18 protein-coding genes and 1 pseudogene are annotated in these 23,388 nt (G+C 45.6%); 1 reads left to right on the forward strand and 18 read right to left on the reverse strand.

The features are described from left to right. Positions 1-52 precede the first annotated feature (52 nt). The 15 genes and pseudogenes from HQN90_RS03265 to HQN90_RS03335 all read right to left on the reverse strand — a co-directional run bounded on the left by HQN90_RS03265 (position 53) and on the right by HQN90_RS03335 (position 18,241). Positions 53-4,033: an endo-alpha-N-acetylgalactosaminidase family protein gene (locus tag HQN90_RS03265; RefSeq protein WP_173216325.1), complete on the reverse strand. Its 3,981-nt coding sequence runs from the start codon at positions 4,031-4,033 to the stop codon at positions 53-55. Between the two features lie 657 nt (positions 4,034-4,690). Then, positions 4,691-5,152: a DIP1984 family protein gene (locus tag HQN90_RS03270; RefSeq protein WP_173216328.1), complete on the reverse strand. Its 462-nt coding sequence runs from the start codon at positions 5,150-5,152 to the stop codon at positions 4,691-4,693. A gap of 98 nt (positions 5,153-5,250) precedes the next feature. Next, the gene (locus HQN90_RS03275) at positions 5,251-7,428 is read right to left on the reverse strand and encodes a sensor histidine kinase (RefSeq protein ID WP_173216330.1); all 2,178 of its coding nucleotides are present in this window, start codon (positions 7,426-7,428) and stop codon (positions 5,251-5,253) included. Continuing rightward, complete coding sequence (locus tag HQN90_RS03280; RefSeq protein ID WP_173216332.1) at positions 7,406-8,098, reverse strand: response regulator transcription factor; 693 nt, start codon at positions 8,096-8,098, stop codon at positions 7,406-7,408. Before HQN90_RS03280 ends, HQN90_RS03275 begins: the two co-directional genes overlap by 23 nt. Before the next feature lie 160 nt (positions 8,099-8,258). Beyond that, positions 8,259-8,342, reverse strand: a pseudogene (locus HQN90_RS03285) (hypothetical protein); the annotation flags it as partial. Positions 8,343-8,492: 150 nt separating this feature from the next. Continuing rightward, complete coding sequence (locus HQN90_RS03290) at positions 8,493-9,365, reverse strand: sugar phosphate isomerase/epimerase family protein (RefSeq protein ID WP_173216334.1); 873 nt, start codon at positions 9,363-9,365, stop codon at positions 8,493-8,495. 57 nt (positions 9,366-9,422) lie between these two features. Then, complete coding sequence (locus tag HQN90_RS03295; RefSeq protein WP_173216336.1) at positions 9,423-10,283, reverse strand: sugar phosphate isomerase/epimerase family protein; 861 nt, start codon at positions 10,281-10,283, stop codon at positions 9,423-9,425. Between the two features lie 23 nt (positions 10,284-10,306). After that, positions 10,307-11,371, reverse strand: a complete 1,065-nt coding sequence (locus tag HQN90_RS03300) for a Gfo/Idh/MocA family protein (protein ID WP_216855163.1) — start codon at positions 11,369-11,371, stop codon at positions 10,307-10,309. A gap of 398 nt (positions 11,372-11,769) precedes the next feature. Then, complete coding sequence (locus HQN90_RS03305) at positions 11,770-12,966, reverse strand: MFS transporter (protein ID WP_173216338.1); 1,197 nt, start codon at positions 12,964-12,966, stop codon at positions 11,770-11,772. Positions 12,967-13,086: 120 nt separating this feature from the next. Beyond that, complete coding sequence (locus HQN90_RS03310; RefSeq protein WP_173216340.1) at positions 13,087-14,055, reverse strand: quinone oxidoreductase family protein; 969 nt, start codon at positions 14,053-14,055, stop codon at positions 13,087-13,089. 102 nt (positions 14,056-14,157) lie between these two features. Continuing rightward, positions 14,158-14,790 carry an SGNH/GDSL hydrolase family protein gene (locus HQN90_RS03315; protein WP_173216342.1) on the reverse strand — a complete coding sequence of 211 codons (633 nt, stop codon included), beginning with the start codon at positions 14,788-14,790 and terminating at the stop codon, positions 14,158-14,160. Between the two features lie 485 nt (positions 14,791-15,275). After that, positions 15,276-15,428 (reverse strand): aspartyl-phosphate phosphatase Spo0E family protein, encoded by a 153-nt coding sequence (locus HQN90_RS03320; RefSeq protein WP_079418504.1) that lies wholly within the window; start codon positions 15,426-15,428, stop codon positions 15,276-15,278. A gap of 225 nt (positions 15,429-15,653) precedes the next feature. Then, positions 15,654-16,106, reverse strand: a complete 453-nt coding sequence (locus HQN90_RS03325; protein WP_173216344.1) for a GNAT family N-acetyltransferase — start codon at positions 16,104-16,106, stop codon at positions 15,654-15,656. Positions 16,107-16,119: 13 nt separating this feature from the next. After that, positions 16,120-17,475 (reverse strand): TrkH family potassium uptake protein, encoded by a 1,356-nt coding sequence (locus HQN90_RS03330; RefSeq protein WP_173216346.1) that lies wholly within the window; start codon positions 17,473-17,475, stop codon positions 16,120-16,122. A gap of 487 nt (positions 17,476-17,962) precedes the next feature. Then, positions 17,963-18,241 carry a hypothetical protein gene (locus HQN90_RS03335; protein WP_173216348.1) on the reverse strand — a complete coding sequence of 93 codons (279 nt, stop codon included), beginning with the start codon at positions 18,239-18,241 and terminating at the stop codon, positions 17,963-17,965. A gap of 190 nt (positions 18,242-18,431) precedes the next feature. Here HQN90_RS03335 and msrA point away from each other — a divergent pair, with 190 nt between their 5' ends. Then, the gene (msrA, locus tag HQN90_RS03340) at positions 18,432-19,061 is read left to right on the forward strand and encodes a peptide-methionine (S)-S-oxide reductase MsrA (RefSeq protein ID WP_216855164.1); all 630 of its coding nucleotides are present in this window, start codon (positions 18,432-18,434) and stop codon (positions 19,059-19,061) included. 148 nt (positions 19,062-19,209) lie between these two features. Here the strand turns inward: msrA and HQN90_RS03345 are convergent, their stop codons facing one another. The 3 genes from HQN90_RS03345 to HQN90_RS03355 all read right to left on the reverse strand — a co-directional run bounded on the left by HQN90_RS03345 (position 19,210) and on the right by HQN90_RS03355 (position 23,366). Continuing rightward, positions 19,210-19,653, reverse strand: a complete 444-nt coding sequence (locus HQN90_RS03345) for a carboxymuconolactone decarboxylase family protein (RefSeq protein ID WP_173216350.1) — start codon at positions 19,651-19,653, stop codon at positions 19,210-19,212. 54 nt (positions 19,654-19,707) lie between these two features. Further along, positions 19,708-20,598, reverse strand: a complete 891-nt coding sequence (locus HQN90_RS03350; RefSeq protein ID WP_216855165.1) for an RNA polymerase sigma-70 factor — start codon at positions 20,596-20,598, stop codon at positions 19,708-19,710. 578 nt (positions 20,599-21,176) lie between these two features. Then, a complete protein-coding gene (locus tag HQN90_RS03355) occupies positions 21,177-23,366 on the reverse strand; it encodes a hypothetical protein (protein WP_173216352.1) in 2,190 nt (729 codons plus the stop codon). Positions 23,367-23,388 lie beyond the last annotated feature (22 nt).

Raw genomic sequence — 23,388 nt, forward strand, 5'->3', positions numbered from 1 at the left:
TTGCAGCGCTTAATTCCTATTACAGGAACAAGCGGCCGCAAGGCCGATAAAACTAATCCGAATAGCTCACATCGTCAAGAAGCATATTGCCTGCATTCCAACTGCGGAAGCCAATTTGCCCAGCGCCTGTGGGGATACTGGTTAACGTACCTGAATAGATCTGTGTTCCATCCACCCATACGGTTACCGTCGCACCTGTAAACTGAACCTTTATCGTATAGGTTATTCCGCTCGCGAGCACAGGACCGGTAAAATTGCCGTATTGGCCTGCTCCATTCGACCAAGCCCAGGAAGTGCCAAGATCGTAGCCGATAGCTGCCCATGAGCTTGTTCCCGTATAACGGAATACCGCTTGAAGGCGCCCGTTTGCATTTTGCGGTGTCACCTTAAAGGTGTAGACACCGTCAGCTTTTGCCGGAGAATTGCTGTCCACCACAACCGTGTTACTGCTATTGGCGTTTAAATTAAGCCCCCCTGAGAAAGCGCTGGCCGTTCCTGCGCCCATGACAACATTCCAACCTGTAATTCCATTGTTAAAATCCTGTGTATACGCGGCGGCGCTGCCTCCACTTGTTTTGTATACATTTAACTCTGATGCGGAAGCCCAGCCGCCAGTTCCTGCTGTTGCTTCCAGACGTATGTGCGTGGCAGGCGTTGCTGCAAACACAGCGCTTTTCTCCGCAGCATCATTCGCCCATGTTCCGGTTGATACCTGCGTAAACGTCGTACCATTGGTGCTTGTGTACACGTTATAGCCGGTAATATTGCCGTTAGAGCCGCCGTCTTGTCTTGGCATATATTTCAACTGATTGATCGTATAGCTGCCACCTAAATTCAAGGTAATTGATTCTGGAAGCGGATTGGACAAGTCCCACTTCGTATGCCAAAATGTCGATAAATTGCCGTCGAGCACGTTCGCTGCGCTATTGCTGGCATTGACCGTCTCTTGGCTTGTTGCAGAAGCCGTCATCTGGGATTGAGGAATCAGATTAGGATCAACAGGTACGGTGCCGCCGGTGGTCACTTTCAAATCGTCCATAATGAAATCCGTCTGATTGCCGTTCGTTTTTTGAATGCCAATCCAACTGTTGCCTGAAGCTGAGGCCGTAAATACTTTGCTAAACGTCGTAGGCGATGTAACAGTTCCCAAGCTGGTCGTAGACACGACAGCTGTTCCGTCTCCGACGACAAATGCATAGTCGCCCGCTGCTTGATTCTCGTAGCTGAAAGTAACCGTGTATGCAGCTCCTGGCGCAAATCTCAACGTTTGTGGAATCGTTTGATACAGCAAGCCAGCGGATTCCTTGTGAGCCATCAGCGACCAGCTGCCATTCAACACATCATCAATCGTCTTGCCATTCCAGCCCTTTTGCGTGAAAGGAGCATGGAGCTTCATCAAATGCGTACGTGGATCATTCGTGCCGCCTGCCGGCCCTTTGACAAAAGGGAACCATCCATCCGGCACATTTTCGAAGTCCTGTACGAAATAGTCGTGGTTCGGATTTGGCGTTTGGACTGTCTTTTCAATACGCACATCATCAAACGTAACCGCCGTAGTACCCGCATCGCTTTTCAAATACAAGGTTGCCGTCGTAGAGCCTGCCGGTACATCAAACCACACATACATGCGCTGCATCATCGTATCTCGTTTGGAGTCTGCCTGGATGTAATTTTTCCACAGAGAGCTGTTCGCATACGTGTTGACGTCGGCGCCGCCGTAATTATTGACACCGAGGTAGGCTTTGCGTCCGCCGCCGGTTGATACATAAACAGAAGCATAATAGCTGCCTGGCGTCAGTCCCGAGATCGTTTGACTGACCGACGTCGTACCCGTGCTTGTGCCGATCTGAAGCTCTTGCTGGCCATTCGCGTTACGCTGAACGGAAGCGCCGCTGCCTGCAACCGTCCACGCGCTAAGATTGCCGTTATTAAACCCAGGATCCGCCACACCCGATCCTTCCCCATAATTGACAGCTGTGTTCGCTGGAGCTGCGCCTTTGTAGAGCACGTATGCTTTGTTCGCGCTGGCCGTAATCGTAACTTGATTGTTCGTTACAGCAAGATCACTGACAAGCTGTCTTCCCTGATCGGACAATTGATATAGCTTTACGGTGCTAAGCCCTGCCCAACTAGCCGGAAGCTGCCAAGTGGTGCTGCCTGCACTCGAATTCCAATGATATAATTTGTCCTCTGTGGTTGGACTCCAAGGCAGCAAATAAGCCCCGCCGTTCAGGATCGTGCGGTTGTCCTTCGTAATTACACGCGTACCGCTGGTACTACTGACCGATACATTGTTTTCGAAGTTAATCGTCCCTGGCGTCCACTTCATTATTTTAAAATGCTGCAAATATTTGGTTGGCAAATCAGTCCCAAAGGTCATCGCAATCATGGCATCGAAATTGGTTTTACCTTGCCAGCCTTCATAAGCGGAGAGCTCGGTTCCGCCTAATAGCGGATCGCGAGCGATCCATGTATCCTTTTGGTGGTTGCGGATAAAACGAGCAATCTGGCTGTTAAAGCCTTTGGTATCGGTGCCGCCATAATTATAATCAACAGCCCAGTGATTCCAGATGCTATCGTATTCATGATCGGATGGAAACTCCGTTGCGAGTGGCCAGCCCAGCGAATTGACTTCCTTCGCTGCTTTTCGGCTGTCCCAACCATTGGATTGCCATACATCAATATAAATGTAGCCAAGGCTAGGCACTTGATTTTTCAATTGCTGCAGTCTGGCTAATCGGCTTCCGGAGGTGGAATCATACCTTTTGTTGATATAGTACGAAGAATCCAGCCAATCCCAGCCTGGCGAAGTTTTGTTCACAAGCGTTTCGTTAAAAGCCTGCGCCTCGGGATACGATTCCGTCGCATTGATATGGACGCCGAACAAAGCATTGTACGCGCTTCCCGCATTCACCAGCGTGTTCATATCGGCAGCCCCTCCTTGCCTTTGACCAATATCTCCGTAATCGGGATGCCCCGAATCGTGGCCTTCGGAACCGTAGCCTTTGAGCAGCACCATCTGCCCGAGGCCGTCTGTCGCATTGTACACTCGCTTCGTTTCATCGAGCGTTTTGGTAAACGGATTCGTCGCCTGGCTGGCGAAGTTCATCGGTATCCGCTGTACAACGAGATCCGGCACCTTGTCCGCACCCACGGGATTGTTCATTATGCTGCGGTAAGCGATCGCACTATCCTGCCAATCCACACTGCCATCGCTGTTTGCGTCCGGCGTAATCACAACCTTCGCGCTGGGCAGCGAATCGGCATCGGTCATCCCGTTGGCACGGTAAATCCAAGCTCCGCTCCACAAGCCTGTTCTGGAGTAGCCGGTTTTCGCCGTCGTTTGCTCCTTCACCCTGCCATTGTTATCTGAATTTTCGTATACCGAATTCGTCCACAATCCACCAGCAAGCTGATTCGTATTCACGAATGCGTACATGTAGTCGACAGATGCAGCATCTGCTGTTGGTGAGCCTGCGACCGATTTGATCGTGTCGCCCGTACCGCTTACAGCCGTGTACATTTTATTCCCGGCAAAAGAAGCCCCTGTTTGCGTACTTCTGACACTAAGCAGATTATGATTGCGAATTTCGAGCGTATTCACTTTGGTTGTGCCGTTTTCTGCGATATTCGTGATGTCGAAAAGCAACGTGTTGTTCACAACCTTCATTTGTACCGTAATAACTACTTGAATCGCCGCTATTGTAAGCGTATACAAAGCTGTGTTTGAAGTAGGGCTTGAAAAGGCTACCGTCGGCGTGTACGCTGTGCCGTTGATATAAATCTGATTAAGCGTGTCTTCTGAGCCATACAGGACAGACCCGTTTGCCAGCCAGGTGTACTGATTTACTTTGGGAAATGCAGGATCCAGATCTACACTCAATACAGATGAAGCAATAGACTGCGTGGCTGCGCTTACCGAATCGTACATCACCGAGGCAAGAGGCGCAAATGGCCCGGAACCAACCTGCAAAGCGAGGATGGCAGATAGGGCAACGCTCACCTTCCACTGGAATCGCCTTCTTTTGATCATTAATTCTCCTCCTAACATGGATTTGACTTCTTCCTCAATATACCACTACATCCGTAAGCACAAATTTGATATATTTGGTTATTGCATGATGTTTTTTGCTTTAAATAGCAGCCATGCAAATAATCTAAGCTAAATCCAAGCACCCGGCTGAAAAAGCCTGCGAAAGTGCAGGAATTTTCGGGAAATTCGGCTAAAAAATGAAAATGCCTGCAATTGTGCAGGTATTTTCAGCTTCTCCAGCCTCTAAGCCAGAAAAAGCCTCAAATACATGCACAATTGCAGGAATTTAATGATTTGGGCTATTCCAAGAGTAAAAAAGATGCACAATTGCAGTTTTTTAAAAGTAAAGCTAGAGCAGGACGACATCAAGGCAAGGATGAAGTGTAAGTAAAAACAAGAGCTGCCCCAAGTAGGTTTATCTACTTATAGGACAGCTCTTTACTTGTATGTATAAGTCCCCAAACCCACCCTCACCCATAGTCAACAAATCAGCACGTGGTCATTACAATAAGTGGTAAGTCATAAGTAGATGCAAGCATCTTGTTACAGTATTGGGCTAATTAGTAAGGTTATCAGGCATGGCCCTGCTCTGATTGTCAGTCCAACATTCCCGTTGGCGGTTGCGCTCGCTTTTGTTGACATGGGTTACCGACTTTATTACTCTTCGATGACTTCGACAGTCCAATTCTTTTCTTGTATCTTGAAATCCAGCTCCCGATAGCTTTTGGCTAAATCATCCAACTGCTTTTGAAGCTCATTCACTTCAATAGTTCGATAGAATTTAACTTCGGAACGACTATAGCGATCCTGCTTGATGGTAGCTGCTTCTAGTAGATCATTTAACAAATTTCTTTTCTGCATTAAATTATCCCGTTCAGCAAGCGCATCAGCAATACTTAGATGACCATCGAACTTCGTATAGGCATTCGTTTTGTTGATCTTTTTTATCCAACTTACCAAATCGTCTACTGTTCGATCTAGTTCTGTCAAAAGAACGCTTGGCTGTTCCGCCGGCTGTTCTCCTTCTTGTACTTTAATCACTCTCTCAAGTCGTTGCTTGATTTGCGCAACTTTTCTTTGAGCATCTGCGCGCAGCACAAGGGCTTCAGCAAGTTTCATCTTCGTTTCCCACCTACCCGTAATTCCTATATTTTGTTAATTTCCACTTTACCCTACTATACTATCTCTCTACCACTTTTGTAAAATTTTGCTCATCATCACTTCTTTTTCATAATAACTGTTACTTTAAATAGATCTCCGTCCATATCAATCTTCAATTGCCCGCCTTGGAGCTCCATGATGCTTTTCGCAATAGCCAATCCTAAACCTGAACCTTCGGTTTGTCTGGATTCATCCCCGCGCTTAAATCGTTCAAACAATTCTTCCGCATCGAAATCAATTTCAAATGCGGAGACATTTTTAATGATAAAAAACACTTGATCTTCATCCTCACTGAGAGACAAATGAACTCTAGTATTCGGCATGGCGTACTTAATCGCGTTGCTGATCAAATTCTCAAACACTCGCCACGTTTTGCGGCCATCCAAAGAAGCTACGATGTGTGGATGCTCAACTTGCAACCGGAAGATTAACGGTGAACTCTCCATCATCTCGCTAAATTCAGCTAAGGCTTGTTCGAGCAATGCAGAGACATTCACCTTTTCTACTTGCAGCTCGACAGAGCCGCTCGACATTTTGGAAGCCTCAAACAAATCATCAATCAGCACCTTGAGCCGTTGTGATTTTCGGTCCAGCACCTCGATATAAGTTTCTACCTTATCGGGGGCAAGATCTTTTTGCTTAAGAAGATCCACGTAATTAATGATCGAGGTTAGCGGCGTTTTAAGATCATGGGAAACGTTTGTAATAAGCTCAGCTTTCATCCGCTCGCTTTTCATTTCGTTATCCATCGAGGCTTTGAAGCCCTCTTTCATCTGGTTTACATGGTGCGCCAATCTAGACAAGTTGCCAGAACCTTTTTCCGGAATCATATCAGTCAAATTGCCTGCCGCCATTTGTTCCACACCATACAGAATTTGTTCAAACAAGCGAATTTGTTGAACACATTTGGGCAGGATTGTGAATAGGAACGCTAGCAAATATCCACCCGCAAACAAGATAATCCCACTATTCCAGTCCAGAGCAAACATCCAATATATCGTTATTAAGAAGGATACACCAAATAAAGAAGTAAGGATGAATACGAATACGACTTTAAAGCGAAGAGATTTTCTAATCACCTTGAGAGTACACAATTGAATCATCGTATTCAATAAACAATTATTCCATTGTTTGCGCAATGCCGCCTTGTTCCTGTAAAGTCTCCTTCCATCTATCACAAGAATGACGAGGAGAATCATGTTCAAGGAAAGATTTATCCCTTCAACCGCTTGTTGAAATCGCAAGGGTATTTGAAAAAAGGAATTATTGCCAATTTGATTGAACAACAAAAGCAAGCTAAGGAATGTTACAATGACTCTTAGATCTAATGGGACATATTCCAGCCATTTCAGCGGCATTTCTTCAGTCAACACCTGGAACGAATGTTTTTTTCGCATGATCCACACAAGTGCAGCTGCAATCATACAAAGCACTACGAATAGACCGATTTCCAACCAAATCCGCTTGCTAATTGCCTGATAATACGTATAATCCTCATGCATTTGACTCGACCAAATTGCTTCCTTCGGAATAAGAATATACCCATGAAGCTGATTCTGCTGAAAGAATTTATTTATCCCTTTAAGAAAAGAATTGCTCACTTGTTTCTGCGGCAGTTCTGCATAAAATAATGCCTGCTCGAATTCAGCAGCTCCCGGCTCTTTAACCATATTGGAATAGAAATGATCCGTCTTACGGTCTCGAACATAATAGTGAAATGATTCCCCGCGTGCAATTAAACTGTTGGCAACATCACTAAATTCTTTGTTTTTATATTCTAAATATTGGATTTTTCGAACTTCCAGCAGCTTTGCGACTTCCGCTTGCACATCAAGGATTTGGTTATCAAATTCCTGTTGAAAACGTGATACTTCGCCTGATATATCCGATAATCGAGCTTCCTGCAATTTACTATTGTAGGTATTGCGAGCGTTTGTTTTACCACGCTTCTCCATAGCCGTGTAGGCTTGATTCCAAGATTCTCTCCGTTCTTTTCCAATTTTCTCTTCATCGGTTAAAAGCGGGTAGTTCGCATTTTCAATCCTATATTTCAGAAGATTGAGAGGCAGCTGGAGCTCATTCCCAAATATTTCACTTCGAAAGTAACTGTCCTTGCTTAGGAACGAGTGATGTTTCCCCACATCAATTAACGTGCAAAGGGCTAGAACTGCTGCACAAATAAGTGAGATGCCAAGTAGATATGTAACAGCTTTATTTCTCGATTTTATAACCAATACCCCATACCACCTTTAAATATTTGGGTTCCTTCGGGTTGATCTCAATCTTCTCCCGAATTCTTCGAACGTGAACGGCAACCGTATTCTCTGCATTGAAATAGGGCTCTTTCCAAACCTTCTCATAGATCTCTTCGATGGAGAATACTCTGCCTCTGTGTTCCATTAACAGCTCTAGTATTTTGTATTCCGTAGCTGTTAAACGTACTTCTTCGCCATCCACGGAAACACTTTTCGTGTCCTTGTTCAGAATCAAAGCTTTCACTTTAAGTCTATTTTCACTAGCCGTATAGTGCCCAAAACTTACATACCGCCTAAGCTGGGATTTCACACGGGCAATAAGCTCCAAAGGATTAAACGGCTTGCCCAAATAATCGTCAGCACCCACATTCAAGCCTATAATTTTGTCTGTATCCTCTGTCTTGGCTGACAGCATAAGAATTGGAATATTCCTGCTCTCCCTCACTTTAAAAGCCGTTTTGATCCCGTCCAGTCGAGGCATCATAATGTCTAGAATCATCAAGTGAATATCTTGCTGCTCGAGAATGTCCAAAGCTTGCATCCCATGATCAGCCTTGAAAATAGTCATATTTTCATTCGTTAAATAAATTTCTATCGCATCTTGAATCTCTTTCTCATCATCAACAACGAGAATATTGTAGGTATGCATCTCCATTTACCCCTTCTATATCATCCATGGATGCCGCCGGCTTTCCATCATTCCCCTTTATATTACAGGAAAACATTTACAAATAACCAACTAAAATTATTACAAATTTCTTAAGAAAAAAACCGACTCTTCCCTTCAGGGAAAAATCGGTTCTCATAGTTTAGATTTGTGCCAGTGCCTCTCGGTCGGCGGCATGTGGCGGTTTTTCCATCCATCCGTTATCAATCATTATGTTGGCGCCATCATGAGCATAGCTTGATCAGAGTCGTACATGCAAAAAAACTGCAACTCCACGACTTTCCGCAGTGTTGCAGTTTTTCTTGCATGTCAAATGAAGGGCAGGATAGCGTGCCTGATTCGTTTCCAATCAACATCAAGAGCCTGAAATTACGCACTATCCCTGATATTTGCGAATAAAAGCAATCGCATTGGCGATATCCACCTCAGGCTGTTCGCCAACCTCACGCTCAATCGTTAAATATCCGGAGTAGTTAATCGCTTCCAGCGCTTCGAAATATTTTTGGAAATCGACATGACCTTCGCCCAAAGCGAGCTCCCGATAATAAGGACCTGAGGCAGCTGCTTCCGCAATATTCGCGTGACTCATCGGCTGATACCCAAGTGATCCGTATACTTCGCGTGGATCTGCTTGACGAAGACGAAGTCCGTCCTTCACATGGGTATGTACGATATAGTCTTTCAAGGTAAGTACCCCTTGTACCGGATCATCGCCCGTGACCATGACCATATTCGCAGGGTCAAAATTAACTGAAACGCCATTGGTAGACAGCGCATCAAGGAAGTTCTTCAAGTGTGCGGCCGGCTCTGGTCCGGTTTCCACAGCAAAATATGCCCCCAAACTGTTCGCATACACGCCGAGTTCTTCACAAGCATTGAGCATGACTTCGTAGATGGGATCATTCGTCTGCTCAGGAACTACGCCAATATGGGTAGTCACTACCTTAGTACCTAAATCCACCGCAAGATCCAGAATTCGCTTGGATTTTTCAATCTTTGCTGCGTTTGCTGCCTGATCCTGAAAACCATGCCCGCCTAAGTCTCCGCATAAAGCAGAAATACTGAGTCCAAGGGATGCAATGTAATCTTTCAGCTCTTTGCGCGCTTGCGGCGTTAGAAGAGCGGGATCCATCTCTCCGGATACGGCATAGATCTGTACCCCGTCGGCACCGAGCTCCTTGGCTTTTTTCAAACCATCCCTTACGCCAAGACGCAAACTGTCGACCATAATACCGATTGGATTGTTCATTGTTGTCAAACACACCTTTCAGATGGTTGCATGTATGCTGCTTGCCACTATTTACGCTTACTCAATCTCAGCCCAAATTCGTTTTACATTTTCAAGCCCAACCAGCGTACCTGTTTTGCACTCTTCCATGCCTTCGAACTCGATTGAGATATAACCATCATAGCCTGAGCGTTTAATTACGCGCAACACTTCTCGCATATCAATATCTCCATGGCCGACAATAGCACCGCGCAAATGATTGCCTTGCGTCGTTTGGAAAAATCCTGAACCTGGGTGCTCATAGGAAGGTCTCAGATAAAAATCTTTCACATGGACCATAGAAGCGAACGGCAGATTTTTTTTCACCGCTGAAACCGAATCTTCATCCACGCACATGAAATTACCCACATCAAGAGTTGTCCGGAAATTCGGACGGTCTACAGCCTGAATCAACGTTTGAACCCGATCGCTATGCTGAACAAAATAGCCATGATTCTCAATGCTGGTTACGATATCGAAAGAAAGCGCATAATCCGCTATTTGCCGGCAAGCCTCTGCCATACGTTCAAGCTGACGATTAAAGTTGCCAATGGACGTATCGTCTGTGCGCGCCACGTCATGACGCATCTTTTTCACGCCTAATCTGGCTGCGATATCAACTTCAGCTTTGACTCGTTCAAGTTCCTTCTCATACGCTTCATCCGAATCTGTGAGGAAATTAGCGCCAATCGCATAATTGGAGATTTCAAGGCCGCGAGACTCTGCTTTCAAACGAATTGCATCAGCTAACTCCAAATTCCCAGCCAGCTCAAAGCCTAACGGAACGATTTCTATATGCACAGCGCCTTGATCGGCGACCCAGTCAATAACCGCATTAATGTCCATTTCGCCAGACTTCAGCGCTTGGTATAAACTATACGTGCTCACTCCGAGTTTCATGTTTGCATCTCCTGTTCGCCTTGTTATAGGTTGATTTCCTGACCTTTGGCTGCTGATTCATATATTGCGCAAAGCATTTTCATCATAGTAACCCCATCTTCAACTGGACTTATCGGTGTTTGGCCGGTTCGACAGCAGTCTAAGAAATGAGCGATTTCATTGCTAAATGCGCCATTGATGTTGATTGATTTATCATCTGTCTGTGGAGAAACATTCAAGATGGTATCTTGCATTTCTGTCACGAAGACAAGCTCAGGTTCAACCTCGACGCCACCCTTGTCCCCATAAAGCTTGACTGCGATTTCGTCCTTTTTGGCATGCAGCGTAAAGCTGACATCCACGAGCAGTGACGCTCCATTTTCAAACCTGATCAGGGCATTGGCCATATCTTCAACGTTATTCAAAGCAACATCATAGTCAGCCGCTTTATAAAAGCTTAGATTGCGTACGTTGGAACGGTTGCCTAGTTTATTATAGGTGTTGCCGCTTACGGAAACAGGCTTCGGTCTGCCCATCAAGTACCAGCATAAATCAATCACATGGACGCCAATATCAATTAAAGGTCCGCCACCGGAGCGCTCTTTATCTGCAAACCAGCCGCCTGGATTGCCCAAACGACGAAGACAGGACGCTTTCGCATAATATAATTCGCCAAACTGGCCGCCTTCAATAAATTGCTTAACAAGCTGAGCATTCGTATCATATCTGCGTACAAAACCAACCTGTAGAATTTTCCCGGATTCGCGAACAGCCTCCTGGATTTGAAGCGCCTCTTCCACCGTCTTACACAACGGTTTCTCAACCAGCACGTGCTTGCCAGCTCGCAAGGCTGCGATACTGATCTCTGCATGCGAATTGTTCCACGTACATATGCTTACAGCGTCCACTTCAGGATTGGCTAACAATTCATGATAATCCGTATAAATATGTTCAATGTTATAAGCAGCCGCTTTATCTTCGGCTCTTTGGCGATTAAGATCGCATACGGCAATCAAACGAGCATCAGCTTGCTTGCTGTAGGACTGAAGGTGCATGTCGGATATTGAACCTGCTCCGATAACACCAATATTCAACTTGTTTATGCTCATTGCAAATTTTAGCTCCCTTCATTGTCTTATACAATCAGAATACCATGCTTTTACTGCTCGTAGAATGCATAAAATGAGCATTAATATGGATTATATGATCAAAATGGCACCCAGTGAAGCCTATGCTCCACAGGATGCCATTCATAGTCGGTACCTTTTAGCGAAAATCCTTACTGGGAGGGAACTAGGGTCCGCTATTTGACTCAAAATCCAACATTTGCAGCTGAAAGTGAACTCTGATCCGCTATTCCGCTTCAAAATGGTGGAATCCAGCCAACAGAGGCCATTTAGCGGATCGTAGTTCCGTCTCACTCGCTAAAAGGCTGTTTTACCGAAGAATAAGGGAACACAGTTCCCTTATTCTTTGGTTCTGTCAACTAGAAGCAGCTAAACTTATATCAATGACTGCGTACCCTTTGTTCTTTCAGCATAAAGCCGATATTCACCAGACCGATAAACAAGAAGCAGCTCCAAGGAAGGAGCCGCCATCCAAGCAGATTAGCTAAATCATACAAATAGCCACCGCCTACGTTACCGATCATCGCACCTATCGACAATGCAAAGCTGTTAAAGCCAAAGTAGCTGGCAATACTTCCGCTCCCTGCGTAGTCGGACACCATTGTATTCATCATTGGCTGCAGAAACACTTGTCCAATCATGAAAGCAATGACTCCGACATAGATACCGGCAAGAGATCCCGTCATGCCAATTGCAAATAATCCTCCTGCAAGCAGCAATGTGCCTAGGGACATCACCCCAAATGGCTGCAAATTGTTGTTGCCTAATTTGGCTAGCGGCACCTGCAGTAGAACCATCACGATAGCCCCGCAGCTGTAAATGAGCCCGATATTGGCACCACTCGCAATTTGACTAACACGGAAAGGAACCGCTATATATAACTGTGCAACTAGGGACCATGAAATCATGGTGAATATCATAAACCTCCTGAAGGAGCGGTTATACATCACCTTTTTCATCTGCGGCCAGATGCCCGGCAGCTCCGCTCGAGGCTGGGCTTCCTTCAAATTCGGCAAAAAGAAAAGACTTAAGAAAAAAGAAAAGACAAAAATAAGCGTCGCTGTCATGCTCACATAGGTAAAGCGAAAGCTCATTAACAGAGCCCCCAGCATTGGACCAACTACGAAACCCATGTTGCTTAACATTTCACGGATCGCATAGATCGTAATACGGTTGGCAGAAGTAGAAAGCGCTGCGTAATAAGCATAACTGGCGGGCTGGAAAAGCGCCGCACCTAAGCCAGAGAAGAAGCAAGCCACGATTAATCCGGGAATGTGATCGACGAAGCCGAACATCCCGAAACCAAAAGTTCGGATCAAGAGGCCGACAAGTATCGTGCGTTTGTACCCCAATCTGTCTGCCAACGTGCCGCATAATACCGAAAGTCCTTGCTGACTAAAGCTGCGTATTGCCGAAATGACGCCGACCATCATGACCGTCAGTAGTAAATCATACAATAAATACGAAGCTAACAGCGGAATCATCATATAAAATCCGACCGCCATGCTGAAGGTATTCATAAACATGATCCAAAAAGGCAGTTTAATCGCTGTGAGTTTATTCCAGATTGCTCCCATACGGCATTCCTCGTTTCCATCTGCGATGTGGTAATTTCAACAAGATACCTGATTCGCAGCGGAATGCCTAGGGACATTCTTTGTATTCACTTGGGTATATTATTGCTGTCGCTTTTCCGTCTATGGAATGAGCAAAATTTTGCCTGTGCTCATTCTGCTCTCCATCAGGCGATGTGCGCCAGCACCTTCGCTTAGCGGAATGCACATGAGATCTTCCATCTGTATGGTCCCTTGACGCAACGCTTGAAACAACTCTTGCGAACGCTCAATCCGGTTGGCTCGTGTTGTCACATGGTTCCACAAATCGCCGCCAGTCAGCGTTTTGGATGTGTCCATGAGCATTCTAGGGTCAACATGTGGCGGATCGCCGCCTGCCATGCCATAGAAAACAACCGTCCCTTTCGTTTTGACAGCAGCGAAGCTGTCCATTAATGTGGACCCCACGGAATCGTAAACGACGTCAACGCCCTGGCGATTCTCCGTGCAAGCTACGACCGCCTGCACCCAGTCACTGTCGTAGCTGAACACTTCGCTTGCGCCTGCTTTGCGGGCAACTTCTTTTTTGGCTTCGGAAGACGTCAGACCGATGACCTTAGCTCCTTTGTTTTTACCCAGCTGTGTCAACAACTGTCCCACCCCGCCGGCTGCCGCATGAACGAGAATAACGTCGCCTAGCTGGACTTTGCAGCTGTCGTTAACTAAGTAATGCGCCGTCATTCCCTGAAGCAGGATGCCTGCCGCTTGCTCGAATGATATATCGAGCGGCAGGGGAATTGCCCGTTCCACCGGCATCGCCACCAATTCTGCGTTGGCAAAAGGAACATCAACGAAGGCAATTCGATCCCCAACGCTGATATCGACGACATCAGGAGCAACTTGTTCAACAATCCCCGCGCCTTCGTAACCTAGTATGAAAGGCGGCTTCCCTGCCAGATGATAGTTCCCTTTTCGCCGATAGACATCGGCAAAGTTCATGCCAATCGCTTTGGTTCTTACCACGATATGTCCTAACTTAAGGGTAGGATCAGGGATCTCGGCATAGCGTAAAACCTCTGGACTTCCAAATTGTTCAAAAATCAGTGCTTTCATAGGCTACCTCCACAAGCTAATCTTGCTGAAATTGTATCATATCCCCACTGGCAAACAAAAAGGCTTCCCGCATAAAGCGTGAAGCCTTTCCTGCAAAATCACTTATTGTGCTGCTCCCACTGCTTGCAGCCAAGCTTTGGCAACCAAGGCATGGCCAGCCGGAGAAGGATGTACGCCATCTGGAGCCCAGAAAGAGCTGTCGGCACGTGTTGAGGCTTGAGCAAACAAGCCATCCAGACAGACTAGGCGTGCTCCGAATTCTCTTGCCAGCTCGCGAACAACCGTAATCTTCGGATCGAGGTCTTCTCTCCACAGCTTGCGATCTTCTGGGACTGGAAGAACAAACGGTTCGATCAACACGAGCTTTGCTCCTGTTTCTGCTGTTTGCGTCAGAATGTTGCGGTAACCCTTTTCATAAGCTTCGGTAGAAGTTGGATCATTCCGATCATATCTTCTCCACGTATCATTAATACCAATGTAAATAGAAACCAAGTTAGGCTTCAGATCCAAGCAATCTTCCTGCCATCGCTGCTCTAGATCTACAACTCGGTTGCCCGAAATTCCTCTGTTCAGGAATTGCACCTGTTTCTCTGGGTAGCTCGCTGAGAATTGGGCCGCAGCCATCAGCGCATATCCTTTGCCTAAATCCTGCCCGTTGTCGCGAATACGCCCTGCGTCTGTGATGCTATCCCCTTGAAATAGAACAACATCGTCTTGCTGAATCCATGAAGACATTTAATTATTTCCCCCTTCAATACACTTTCGTTAGCATAGTCATGAAAAAACCAATCATCCGCTTCAGCTAGAAGATTGGTCCTAAGCAAATCGTTCACAAACGTTACGCCATTGCTTAAAATCGATCCGATAGAAATCCAACGGACCTAGTTTCGTGCTGCTTGTCTGCGGCTTGGAACCGAGTTTGATAAGCTTGGGCTGACCTGAAGGCTGTTGAAATAAAAAAAGTATAAACCTCCTTTTTCCATAAGTTGCCTAGAGTATAGCATAGCTTATTAGGTCTATCAACTAAGATTTTCGCTAGAAATTAAGATCCAAATCTGACAAGAAATTGCTTAAGCTGATTGATTTCGACTTCATATAAGTGCTTAGCACACCTGCTTTGGGAAATAATACAAATAGCATACCCCAGTAAGCTACGGGGGTAAATATACATAAAAAAATCTTCCTCATCGGCATGATGGGAAGATTTTCAGAACAGCGGATTAAGCTGATTTATAATAAGTGTTCAATAGCTCGTCCAATTCGACTGAAAGTTTTAGCACAAAATCGGAAAGCAGGTCATGATGACGACTGGCAAGATTAAGCTCAAATCTTTTGGCTTCGATCTTTTTTTCCAATTCTACTAACTGACCCACATTTCATCCCTCCCATTTGAGATTTTCCAATTTGTACAAGTACTTGGCTTCTTATTCCTAATCTTACACCTATTATATTAAAAAACTATTAGCTAATTATTTAGACTTTTCACTACTCGGATGAAATCCATCTATCATTATATAATAAAAAGGAGCCGCTTGGGCTCCATTTTTTATTTTTTTTATGAGAATTTTTTTAACCGACGTATCTGCTGCACATTTGAGCTACAAATCTTGTGCTAATCGTATCATATCTCGGCAAGCAATGCCATTTTCGACGATGTCTTCGGCATAATGCCTGATAAAAAAGTCGCGATCCACACTCACAATCCGGAACCCGCATTTCTGGTAAAGCGCGAGCTGCCCGATGCTTGAATTCCCAGTCCCGACTTCCATCGTTGAGAATCCGAGCGCTTTGGCTTGTTCGATCGCGTGCAGAATCAGCTGCTTCCCGATTCCCTTGCCCTGCTGATCCTCAGCGACTGCAATATTAACTAATTCAATCGTCTCAGGTCTGGTTGGTAAAATAACATAAGCGGCAGCTAGATGACCGTTCATTTCTGCCAAGTAACACTCCCCGCGCTGCAAATATCCAAGTACGATAGACGCAGAAGGGTCCGCTAACAAAAGCAAGTCCATGGGCGGTTCTTCACCCAGCTTCAACTTTCGAATTTCCATTTTCTACTCCATTCTAACCAATTGTAATCTTCCCCTCCGGGTAACGGAAGTTCATCTTTTCAGGCACTGGTGTTAAGGTATAAGCCAAGGATACGGGACCAAGGCGCCCGACAAACATCAGGATGATAATAAATACTTTGCCGAATTGCGTCAACTGCGAAGTCAAACCAAGCGACATGCCTGCCGTTGCGTAAGCCGATGTGACTTCAAATAAAATCCCTAAGAAAGAAAAACTTTCTGTGGTAGAGAGAATCATCGTTGATAGAACAATCAGGATAAAAGAGAGCAAAGCGAAGGTGATCGCCTTATAGATCCGATCCTTCGAAATGCGGCGGCGGAACAAGACGATTTCTTCCTTGCCTCGCACCATGGCCAGCAGCGCCCCGAGAAGAATCACGAAGGTCGTCACTTTAATCCCACCGCCTGATGAGCCAGGTGCTGCCCCGATGAACATCATGATCACGATAAAAAACTGCGTCGCCTGCCGCATGGAAGAAATATCCAAGGTGTTCACACCTGCTGAGCGGGATGAGACTGACTGCAGCATGGCGCTAAGCAGCTTGCCTATTGGCGATAGCGGCTGCAGGGTTTGCGTATTCGTGAACTCAAATACTAAGATAACGATCGTCCCGATCACAACAAGCGCCGCCGATGCCGTCAGCACAACCTTGCTATGCAGTGTAAGCTTTTTATTTTGGGGATATGTGAGCAAGTCGGAGATGACGATAAACCCAATACCGCCGAGAATGATAAGCAGCATGGAGACGATGTTAACGTACGGATCCTCGACGTAATGAATGAGGCTGCTCGGTCGGTTCGGCAGTGCGCCAAAAAGATCGAAACCTGCATTGTTGAAGATGGAAATGCTATGAAAAACGCCGAAGTATAAAGCTTGACCTATCGGCATTTCGAACGACCAGCGCAATGCAAGCAGTAATGCCCCTGCAAGTTCAATATACAGTGCGTAAACTAGCACTTTGCGGACAAGACGAACAACACCTTCCGTAGAATCATGATTCATAGCTTCTTGCAGAACAAGCCGTTCCTGAAAGGAAATACGACGACGCAGCACAAGTGCAATCAACGTAGACATCGTCATGAATCCCAACCCACCAATTTGCACGAGCAAAATCAGGACAATCTCCCCGAAAGTGGACAAATGGGCACCTGTATTTATCATCGACAATCCCGTCACACAAGTTGCGGAAGTCGCCATAAACAGCGCATCAATAAAGGACAATCGGCCTTCTCCCGTATACGAAATCGGCAGCCAAAGCAGTTCCGCCCCCACGAAGATCATAAATAAGAATCCTAAGGTCATTACCTGAGGGGGACTTAAGCGAAATTTTTTCTTTTTATAAATAGACATGTTGATAACTCCGAGCTCTTATGATATTTGCGACTATTGTATAATCTAGCAAACATAATGTAAAGACTTAGAGAGATCCAGAGCACCAGCGGGAATGGAACTGGTTGGGTATACCAGCGTTTACTTTCCGCAGAATGAGTTAATTGTAAGGGCATACATATGGCGAACCTACTGAACTAAGCTGGTTTTCCGAACAGGGAATTGCGGTTTTTTATGAGGTAGAAGCTAAATGAAACCGAGGGAGGGAACTAGGATACGCTATTTCATTAATATCGGAGTAAATTTACCGGCAAGCGGAACTACAGTACACTATTTCGTCAGTTTTCCCTCCAAATCATGCTATTTTGTTCAAATAGCGTATCCTAGTTCCTTTTCATGCTTGTTCAGCTCATTTTCCCGGAAATAGCGTACTTCAGTTCCTTTTCAAACTAGTTAACTCCTCTTTACAGGTACTCCGGTTCCTTTTGAATGTCTCAGTGGACTCCATTTATTTCCCCGACAATAGATCACCAATTATTTGAATAACATGATACACAATAAATGCAGCAAAAATGAGTACGGACAAAGCGGCGGAATTTCTTCGATGATTCTGATACCACTTCGGCCATTGTTCCAGCCTCTTCGGGGCTTGAACGGCTTGAACGATATCATGGTGCTCGATAACGTCGTTAAACGGAGCTCGCTCGTTCAGAGGGCTTGGTTGGGTTTGATCGGTCGTCATGTGAATGGTTTTATCTTCAAATGGATTGTAGGAAGGATTTGTCATGAGGAACCTCCTTCAGTAGAATATACATATTATAACATTTATTCTAAGCGGCGGGGCATGATCTCCCATTTCCGTTTCATGATGAAATTCCTCTGCTCGTGATTTGGCGCTTCCATTGGAACGAGGTATTCTGCAATTTCTTATCCTTATCTTGTAAATGGTATGATGGACAAACGAGGTGATTCGTAAGATGAACAACATAGAAACATTAACTCTTGGAATGGGATGCTTCTGGAGTCCTGATGCTTTGTTTGGGCAATGGCCTGGCGTTGTTAGAACACGTGTTGGTTATGCAGGCGGTACCCATGCTCAGCCAACGTATCGCACAATGGGAGATCATTCCGAGACGATCGAGATCGATTTTGATCCGCAAATGATGACGATGGAACAACTGCTTGATATATTTTGGAGTCATCATCAACCAGATAATATTAATGACTATAAAGGCAGGCAGTATCAATCTCTGGTATTGTATCGCGATGAAAGACAGCATGGTTTGATTAGAGAAGTCATGAAAACTAGAGAAGCCGCTGGAAAGCGGAAGCTGAATACCGAGATTGCTCCCTTTGCAGGCTTTTATCTGGCGGAAGAACGGCATCAGAAGTATTACTTGAAAAGATATCCGGATGCGATCAGCAAACTGAGCACTCTTTATTCCACCCAAGATGAGCTAGTGGATTCAACCTTGGCAGCGCGCTTAAATGGATTAGCCAAAGGCTACACCAATTTGCAAAGGATCATTAGCGAAATCCAAACTTGGCCATTGCCATTAAACGAGCGCGAATCGCAAATTACGTTGGTAAAACGCATAAAATGGTAGCAAATAGCTGCGATCGTTCTGTAATCGGCTGGTTCCTCCGGGTTACCATTTCCTTTCACCTCCCTTCCACTTCCATAAAAAAACACCGCAATAGCTGCGATGTTTATTCAGGAAACGATAGGCTTGTCTACTTATAGAGAGCTATGCCTTATTGCGCGGCGGGGAACATCCCTGTAGAAATGGCAATCCGATTCCAGGCATTGATGATATTGATCGCCATGATCAAAACGACATATTCCTTCTCATCAAAATGCTTCCGCACATTCTCATAAACCGCTTGTGGAACTCCGTTCTCCGAGATGCGAGTGACTGTCTCCGTCAATTCCAGCAAAGCTTTTTCTTTGTCGGAATAAAAAGGAGCTTCCCGCCAAGCCGTAAGCAAGTTAATTCTTTGCTCAGTTTCGCCCATGTTCCGCAAGTCTCTGGTGTGCATGTCGATGCAGAAGGCGCAGCCATTGATTTGAGACGCTCTAATTTTGATAAGCTCATACAGTTTGATATCCAAACCGCTTGTTTTAATAAAACCTTCCAGCTTCAGCATCGCCTGCAATGCTTCCGGATTTACCTCAGTATAATTGAATCTAACTTCCATGTGAATCTCCTCCATACACGTTTAATTTAGGTTTGCCTTAATAAGACAAATTAGTCAGCAGATTTGTGACAACACGGAAGAAAGATGTTGAAGTTTATCTGGATTCACCATTTTATAAACATGATTGGCCCGCTGATGCTGCTGCTCCATCTCAAAACAGATAACCATATCAGCCTTTTCATCTTTGACGAGTACAAGTCCTGCTTGACCATTGATGAGAAAAGGACGCCATTGCCCCTGCAGCGAACCTTTTCCTGCAATCCCTTCAAAAAATGCCTGAATGCGCTGTTTCCCGAATATCGTTTTGATTGCTGCACGTCTTTTGCCGCCACCGTCAGAAATCAGCACGGCGTCTTCCGTCAGCAAAGCAACAAAATCCTGAAAATTTCCGGTCTGAACTGCACGCAGAAATTTCTGAACAAGCGGCTGTGAGTCACCAAGCTCACCCATATTTCGCACATGTTCCTGATTAATTTTCACCTTGGCCCGGCTAAAGATTTTGCGACAGTTGGTTTCGCTCTTATGCAACATGTCGGCAACCTCATTGTATTCGTAACCCAGTACTTCTCTTAGTATGAATACCGCTCGCTCCACGGCTGATAATTTCTGCAGCAGCACTAAAAAGGCATAGGAAATCGTTTCATCTTGAACGATCTGTCCCATGGGATCCGCATTATTCGCCATAATGAGCGGTTCAGGCAGCCAAGCACCGACGTAAACTTCCCTTTGCTTTCGTGCTGATTTCAAGACATTCAGGCAGCGGTTCGTAATCATTTTGACTAAATAAGCTTTCAGATTGGTGATGTTCTCTGTATCCAATGTTGGCAAGGAAGCGAATAAGTCCTGCACCATGTCTTCCGCTTCCGACACAGATCCGAGCATCCGATAAGCCACAGTAAAAAGCAGCTGCTTATAAGTGCGATACAACATTTCGATGTCAATCATACAATGTTCTCCAATCTTGCTAGTATGCTTTGTATTCTAATACTATACATCAAAGAACCAAAAAAAGGATGTGTCTCAAGAGCCCAGAGTAGTGGTTCAGCTTCCACAGATTATACTTTAATGGGATGATTACTCAGCAGCACCACATTTACCGGAACGTTGGGTATCTATCAAGCAAAGCCCACGGCTCACTGACTCTGAAAACCTGCGATTATGCAGGATTTTTCAACGAAATGGTGTAAAAAGCGGCAAAGCCTGCAATTATGCAGGCATTTTCCACATTTTCATCTTGAAATCAATAAAATGGTTCAAAAACATGCACAATCGCAGGAATTTAATGATTTTGGTTATGCCAAGAACAAAAAAGATGCATAATCGCAGGAAATATGCGAAAATGCATCCAGAATAGGCAGAGCGCCAGTCCCAAATCTTGTGAAAAACCACCTCCATCCCCACTAATCTAGTGGGGATGGAGGTGGTTTTTTTGCAGGGAAATTCCTATCAAAGTGGGGGCTTAAAAATCCAAAAACAACTTTTGGTACAGCCCCTTTTATATATTTTATCTATTCCCCGGAAAATTAATGGAACTGCTTAATCAAACGTTTCGCCGTACCGTTAGGCGTCTCAATGACTTCATACATGTTAACCTTCACGCCGGAATCCACTTGTTCGTTTTTTAAGCCTGTGACAACAATTTTTTGATTGCCGCTTACCAGCTTGCCAGTACCTAACAAGGTGGCCGTTTGCGTGCCGACTATGCGACCAAGCGAATCGATCATGTCGAATTCGACTTTGGAGAAGTTGCTATCCACGATGACCTGATCCTCATGCGTTACATCAAGATCCAAATTGAGCTGGTAGGAATAAGTGCCACTGTTGTAAAGCCAGCTAATGGAATCGCTATTCACTTTAATCGTGAATGGATACAAAGCAAGCGTATCGCTTTCTTCCTCAGCTTGCAGCGCAACCTGGTAAGTGCCGATGTTCACTTTGCCTTGAGATACCGATTTATCATCGAAAATGTTCAAAGCAAAGGATTCGTCGTCCGAATCCTTTTTATTCGGCAGCAGGTAGGAATAACTCACCACGTAGGAGCTTCCCGGCGTAATCTGAGTCGTTACAGACGTTTGACGAGTGCCCGTGTACGAATTTCCGCTGCTGTCGATCAGTTCGTTTTGCAGCTCGGGAAGAGCGATCGTGCTTGTGCCGTTATTCGTAATTTTGTACTTGGCTATCGCTGTTTTGTAGCCTAAATCATCATTCTGATGGGCGTGCAGCTCAACGAGCGAGACGTCTAAATTTTTGTTCACAACGGAGCTGTTGGTAAAGGTCAATTTGCTGCCCAGCTTATATGCAGCTGCAGTCGTGAATCCATTTTGTGCTTCGCTTGCTCCTTTGAGGAGGAAGACAGCCACAGGCATTTGCCCTGTTGTTCCACTATTTGACCCTGTCGTGGTGCCAGTAGTGGAGGCAGCAGATGAGCTTCCAGCTGAACCCGTCGACTCTGTCCCCGTTCCGCTTGGAGTCGAGCTTGCTGAGCTGGCAGAGCTGGCAGAACTTCCCGTGTTCTCCCAAAGAACAAGCTGCGCGGCATTCGGATCAACGCCTGTTGGCAGAATCGCATTGAAATAATAGGTCGTCGTTTCCTTCGGGGCCAGATATTCATTGCGGGCGGTATTATCCGAAGCTTTCACTGAAGTCCCTGCATCGCCGAATTGATACGAGGCGAAAAACGATGGCACCGCAGCGGCGGCTTCTCCATCATTGCTGAGCGTTACGATCGTTTGGACATGCACGCCATCAGCCTGGTTGCTGTAACTGGAAGAATTCGCTTTAACCGTCATCTTCTCGCCATCTTGCTGACCGCTGTACGTTTGTTTCGTATTCAAGTCCGTCGTTTGCAGCGATGTATTCAGGTTCATTGTCCCCAGCGTAACATCCTCAGTTTGATTCAAATAGTAGTATTCCAGCGATAATCCAGATACCGGCATTTGCTTGGAAATCGGCGTTTTCAGCGTTATCGTATCAGCTTCGCTAGGCAGGAACGTCGTTCCAGATCCATTAACAACCGTTGATGTATATTTCAAACCATTCGCGTCCACCAATCTGACTTGAAGGCCAGTTGGCAGCTTCACGCTGCTTGCGCCAAGGTTTCTAGCCGACAATTGTGTATACATGACCCATTTGCCATTCTCCGATACACGAACACTTTGCCCTAATTGAAAAGCAATGGATGCATCAGTGGGCAGAGTGCTGTCGAGCGTTCGGAGATTAATAATCTCCTCTTGCACCTGATCTTGCCCCTCTTGAAGCGCAGAAGCTACCGGAAGATTGCCAAGATGGCTCATGAAGTCAGCCTTGCTTTCATCCCAGCGAAACACATCGATTTGCAACTGATCCGCGGTTTCCCCCTCATCCAAACTGGCGTAGAAGCGGAAGCTTGTATCTTGACCGGGAAGAACGCTGGCACTCTTTTTCTCGCTCAATTTAGCTGTGTAGCTGTGTCCTGAAGTATCTGTCACCCTTACGCCATATTGGTTGAAATCGATCGTCTTATTTCCCCCATTATGTAGAGAAACTGAAAACTGAAGAGACGACGATGAAAGGGCAGCTTGATTCAAAGTAAAATAAGAGGAATCCGAAATATACACGCCCTCTGATGCCGCATGAGCGGAAGGAGCTGCCCACGAAGCGGCTGTCAAGCTGCAGGTAAGCAGCAGGGCTAAACTTGTATGTTTGAAAGAAAGTGAAGTTAATTTGCGTATCACAATAGTGACCTCCTAAAACGGA

The organism is Paenibacillus alba, assembly GCF_013204855.1.
Classification (GTDB): Bacteria; Bacillota; Bacilli; order Paenibacillales; family NBRC-103111; genus Paenibacillus_E; species Paenibacillus_E alba.